Below are 5,129 nucleotides of genomic sequence, written 5' to 3'. Positions count from 1 at the left end.
CGTCACTATGACGGTTAAACAGATGACGATAAGGGCGATTAACATCGCCTTTTGCTGCTTCATAGCCTGCTTCTCCTTGCCTTTCGGCACGTAAGAGGCTAACCTACATGTGTTCAGCATGGATTGAGCCTCAGATTAATGTTAAGCGTCTTGCAGGACGCGTAATGTTAACTGGGGCTTTTCTCTATCTGCCTTTTGGTGTTCATGCCTGAGACAGATAGCCTCAAGCACCCGCAGTCATTCTACTTAACTAAGATTTCCCTGCAAACCGTTTTTGTCCGGCACAGTAAATATCCAACTAAACCAATAGCGTTCGCTGTATTTACCGCCAGTATTCAATGCACATGACCGCCATGAACACCCCTAAAAAAAGGGCATTTATATGTCCAAACATTAATATCAAAACATCAATTTTTTCCATATACCTTGCTGTGAAGATGATGGGCATACATGATGCGAACAACCAGAACGCAACAAACAAAAACTGCAATGCGTTTTTCATTATTCCCCCTACAATCAATGTGCAATAACATTTAAACACACCTCAATTTGGCCGGACATATAAATATCTAAACCAGAAAAAATCACTTACATAGCGTTACAAACTCTTTAGTCTAAATACTCATCGTAAAACATTCCCCATACTTATCAGTCCGTTCCGCGCCAGGTAGCTTATTGCCTTATCTGGCAACCTATAATCAGGTTTCCGCTTTTTCAGTTGGCTGGTCGTTTAACCGACATAGTTAACCCATTAATCTGGTTGCCGGATGCTGGTGGATTTTCGCGTTTTAATTGTTCATAAAAGTGCACAGCTTTAACCAGTTCTTCTGATGTAACCGGGACTGGTGGGGCAGTGAATAAGGCCTGAATTTCATAGTTCGGCCTGTCGTTACAATCCTCTTTTTTCGGTACATATTTCCAGTCACCAACCCACAACTCCCCCTGAGAGTCCATAACACCTTTTTTCACGTAGCGATATCGCCACGCTATCGGCTCTGCTTCCAGCGATGCCCGTGCAATTTTGAATAACTCGCCCTCTACTCGCGCCATCCCTGAATTGGGGTGGCATTTCGTAATCGCTATTTTTAATTTGGCTTCTTCGATTAATTGTTCTTTTGTTAATTCAGTCATTTTCATTACCGCCCTGGTAATGCTGCCACCAGCGAAAATGGTTAATGGAAAACGGGCTTCCGTTCTATACCAATCGTAGTGGCAAACCGATTGTCAGCCGGGATCTATTTACCTGCAATAAAACTTTACCACCACGCGAGGTAGAGCCGAATTTTGGTGCGATCTGATGGGAAGACGAAGGAAAAATCCTGAACACGAAAAATTACCTCCAAATGTATACCCAAATAAATATAGTTATGTATGGAAACCAACATCCAGAGAATCTGTAACACTAACCGCCATCAAGGATGGTTTAGCTGCTTTATGGAAAAAGTATGAGGAAACTGTAAATAATCGCGATCGTGCAATGACATTCGGTCGCTTGTGGGAAAAATTCCTCGCCAGCGCCTATTACAGTGACCTCAGTCCAAGAACACAAAAAGATTATCTGCAACATCAAAAAAAGTTGCTTGCCGTATTCGGTAAGGTGCCGGCAGATTCCATAAAACCAGAACACATCCGTCGATACATGGACAAGAGAGGGGAACAGAGTAAAACGCAAGCCAACCATGAAAAAAGCAGTATGTCCCGCGTTTACAGTTGGGGGTATGAGCGAGGGTACGTGAAGGCTAACCCATGTGCAGGTGTAAGTAAATTCAAGGCCAAAAACCGCGAACGATATGTAACCGACAAAGAATACCAGGCAGTATTAAGCGTTGCACCTCTTCCTGTTTTTATCGCAATGGAAATTGCCTATCTGTGTGCAGCGAGGGTTTCCGATGTGTTATCGCTGAAATGGGAGCAGATTGGAAACGACGGGATCTTTATCCAGCAAGGGAAAACAGGAAAAAAACAGATAAAAGCATGGAGTCCACGATTACAGGCGGCGATCGAAAAAGCAAAACAGTTACCAACATCCGCCTATGTAATCAGCAATCAATACGGCAACCGATATATGTACAAAGGCTTTAACGAAATGTGGGTAGAAGCAAGAAATCGCGCAGGCAAAATTTCAGGTATTTTAACCGACTTCACCTTTCATGATCTGAAGGCGAAAGGAATTTCAGACTATGAAGGAAGCAGTCGGGATAAGCAACTTTTCTCTGGTCACAAAACCGAGGGGCAAGTGCTAATCTATGACAGGAAGGTTAAAGTTTCACCGACACTTGATGTCCCGTTACCTGAAAATATTCCAAGAAAATATTCCAAGTAATTCCAAGTGTGATTTTTGTCACTGACTTAATGATGTATAAGTGATTGAATTTTGGCGGAGAGAGGGGGATTTGAACCCCCGGTGGAGTTGCCCCCACTCCGGTTTTCGAGACCGGTCCGTTCAGCCGCTCCGGCATCTCTCCGTTCAGATGGTTGCCATGATGCCAGGAAATTTGGCATTTTAACAGTCCCTGTCCGTGCAATTTTGTTCAAGTGACGAGTTTGCGAGCAAAACGATGATTAAGTGGCCCTGGAAAGTACAAGAATCAGCACATCAAACTGCCCTTCCCTGGCAGGAAGCACTATCGATCCCCCTTTTAACGTGTCTGACAGAACAGGAACAAAGCAAATTGGTCGCTCTTGCCGAACGTTTTTTACAGCAAAAACGGCTTGTTCCTTTACAGGGCTTTGAGCTGAATTCATTAAGAAGCTGCCGGATAGCACTTCTATTTTGCCTGCCCGTTCTGGAGTTAGGACTGGAATGGCTGGATGGTTTTCATGAAGTCTTAATTTATCCTGCGCCATTTGTGGTCGATGATGAATGGGAAGACGATATCGGTCTGGTGCATAACCAACGTATTGTTCAGTCAGGTCAGAGCTGGCAGCAAGGGCCTATCGTTTTGAACTGGTTGGATATACAAGATTCTTTTGATGCTTCTGGTTTTAACCTGATTATTCATGAAGTCGCTCATAAGCTGGACACCCGTAACGGCGATCGCGCCAGCGGAGTTCCCTTTATTTCGTTGCGTGAGGTTGCTGGCTGGGAACACGATCTTCATGCTGCAATGAACAACATTCAGGAAGAAATCGAATTAGTTGGTGAGAATGCGGCGAGCATTGATGCTTATGCTGCCAGTGATCCTGCTGAATGTTTTGCCGTACTTTCTGAATATTTCTTTAGCGCCCCAGAACTTTTTGCTCCTCGTTTCCCTTCATTGTGGCAACGTTTCTGTCAATTTTATCAACAAGATCCTTTGCAGAGACTGCATCACGCTAATGATACAGACTCGTTTTCAGCGACGAATGTTCATTAATTAACAACTTTGAAGATTAATTAACCAATTGAAATGGCTTATGAAATTTAGTGTTGACAGACAAGGTACCGCTAAGTAATATGCGCCCCGTTCTCACGATTCCTCTGTAGTTCAGTCGGTAGAACGGCGGACTGTTAATCCGTATGTCACTGGTTCGAGTCCAGTCAGAGGAGCCAATTTTCTGTTTTCATGCATCCTTGCGAATCTTTATCTGATGTTGATTCAACAGGTTAGTGTGAAAACTCTTCTCGGTGCATTTTGATTTTACCCTACGCATCGGGAAAAATTGGTGGTCAAATCTGGGATCAGGTTAGTTCGATAATGGAGTGACCCCCATATATCCCTTACCGACGCAAAAATCCGCACCCTCAAGCCTTCTGATAAACCCTTTAAAGTCTCCGATTCTCACGGTCTGTATCTGCTGGTCAAGCCGGGTGGCTCCCGCCACTGGTATCTCAAATACCGTATTAGCGGTAAAGAATCCCGCATTGCGCTGGGTGCCTATCCAGCCATCTCCCTGTCTGATGCGCGACAGCAACGTGAAGGTATCCGTAAAATGCTGGCGCTGAATATCAACCCGGTACAGCAGCGGGCTGCTGAACGTGGCTCACGAACACCGGAGAAAGTTTTTAAAAACATGGCGCTGGCGTGACATAAAAGTAACAGGAAATGGTCGCAGAACACCGCCGACCGTCTGCTTGCCAGCCTGAACAATCACATCTTTCCGGTCATCGGGAACCTACCTGTATCAGAACTTAAACCCCGTCATTTCATTGACCTGCTGAAAGGGATCGAGGAAAAAGGTCTGCTGGAGGTTGCGTCCCGCACACGGCAGCACCTGAGTAACATAATGCGCCATGCGGTCCATCAGGAGTTAATCGATACGAACCCTGCAGCAAACCTTGGCGGCGTGACCACACCTCCTGTCAGACGGCACTATCCTGCCCTGCCGCTGGAGCGGCTGCCTGAACTGCTTGAACGTATTGGGGCATATCATCAGGGCCGTGAACTGACCCGGCATGCCGTTCTGCTGATGCTGCATGTGTTCATTCGCTCCAGTGAACTGCGTTTCGCCCGCTGGTCAGAGATTGATTTCACAAACCGAGTCTGGACGATACCCGCGACGCGAGAACCCATTATTGGCGTGCGTTATTCCGGCCGCGGGGCAAAAATGCGAATGCCGCATATCGTCCCCCTCTCAGAACAGTCCATCGCCATTCTGAAACAGATTAAGGATATCACCGGTAATAATGAACTGATCTTCCCCGGCGACCATAACCCGTATAAGCCAATGTGTGAAAACACGGTCAATAAGGCACTGCGGGTGATGGGTTACGACACGAAAAAGGATATCTGCGGTCACGGCTTCCGGGCAATGGCATGCAGTGCGCTGATGGAATCGGGTTTATGGGCAAAGGACGCAGTAGAACGCCAGATGAGTCATCAGGAGCGCAATACCGTGCGCATGGCTTATATTCATAAGGCAGAGCACCTGGAAGCCCGCAAAGCGATGATGCAGTGGTGGTCGGATTATCTGGAAGCATGCCGAGAATCTTATGCACCGCCTTATACAATTGGTAAAAATAAGTTTATCCCATAGTATACTAACGAATCCCACACTCTGGCAAATTACCACCACCTCTACAGGAGGTGGTTCTATATAGACTTTTATCAACTTCATGACGAAAAACACCTATTTGAAGTGGTCAACAAAAACTGGCCACCGAGTTAGAGTTTTTCCAGTATCGATTTTCCGATTCGTTTGGGGGTAAC

The 5,129-nt window shown here is 45.9% G+C and carries 2 protein-coding genes, 2 tRNA genes and 4 pseudogenes; 5 read left to right on the top strand and 3 right to left on the bottom strand.

All coding sequences use genetic code 11. The annotated features are described in order from the left end of the window. Together hokD and ABZJ92_RS20565 are read right to left on the bottom strand one after the other, a co-directional pair. Positions 1 to 63, bottom strand: a pseudogene (hokD, locus tag ABZJ92_RS20570) (type I toxin-antitoxin system toxin HokD); the annotation flags it as partial. Positions 64 to 714: 651 nt separating this feature from the next. After that, a complete protein-coding gene (locus tag ABZJ92_RS20565; RefSeq protein WP_005069274.1) occupies positions 715 to 1,131 on the bottom strand; it encodes a hypothetical protein in 417 nt (138 codons plus the stop codon). 26 nt (positions 1,132 to 1,157) lie between these two features. Between ABZJ92_RS20565 and ABZJ92_RS20560 the strand changes: the two are divergent. Both ABZJ92_RS20560 and ABZJ92_RS20555 read left to right on the top strand, forming a co-directional pair. Then, positions 1,158 to 1,298, top strand: a pseudogene (locus ABZJ92_RS20560) (DUF4224 domain-containing protein); the annotation flags it as partial. Continuing rightward, positions 1,298 to 2,348 (top strand): annotated as a pseudogene (locus ABZJ92_RS20555) (tyrosine-type recombinase/integrase). The pseudogenes ABZJ92_RS20560 and ABZJ92_RS20555, both read left to right, overlap by 1 nt. Before the next feature lie 27 nt (positions 2,349 to 2,375). Here the strand turns inward: ABZJ92_RS20555 and ABZJ92_RS20550 are convergent. Beyond that, positions 2,376 to 2,465 (bottom strand) — tRNA-Ser (locus ABZJ92_RS20550). A gap of 93 nt (positions 2,466 to 2,558) precedes the next feature. Here ABZJ92_RS20550 and mtfA point away from each other — a divergent pair. The 3 genes and pseudogenes from mtfA to ABZJ92_RS20535 all read left to right on the top strand — a co-directional run bounded on the left by mtfA (position 2,559) and on the right by ABZJ92_RS20535 (position 4,956). Then, the gene (gene mtfA / locus ABZJ92_RS20545) at positions 2,559 to 3,356 is read left to right on the top strand and encodes a DgsA anti-repressor MtfA (protein ID WP_001325918.1); all 798 of its coding nucleotides are present in this window, start codon (positions 2,559 to 2,561) and stop codon (positions 3,354 to 3,356) included. Between the two features lie 100 nt (positions 3,357 to 3,456). Further along, positions 3,457 to 3,532 (top strand) — tRNA-Asn (locus tag ABZJ92_RS20540). A gap of 161 nt (positions 3,533 to 3,693) precedes the next feature. Then, positions 3,694 to 4,956: pseudogene (locus ABZJ92_RS20535) on the top strand (tyrosine-type recombinase/integrase). Positions 4,957 to 5,129: the final 173 nt, after the last annotated feature.

Origin of the sequence: Shigella sp. FJ200513 (assembly GCF_040495915.1) — a bacterium.
Lineage (GTDB): Bacteria > Pseudomonadota > Gammaproteobacteria > Enterobacterales > Enterobacteriaceae > ECMA0423.
Note: the sequence above shows the minus strand (reverse complement) of the source record. Positions and strands in the feature narration are given on the sequence as shown.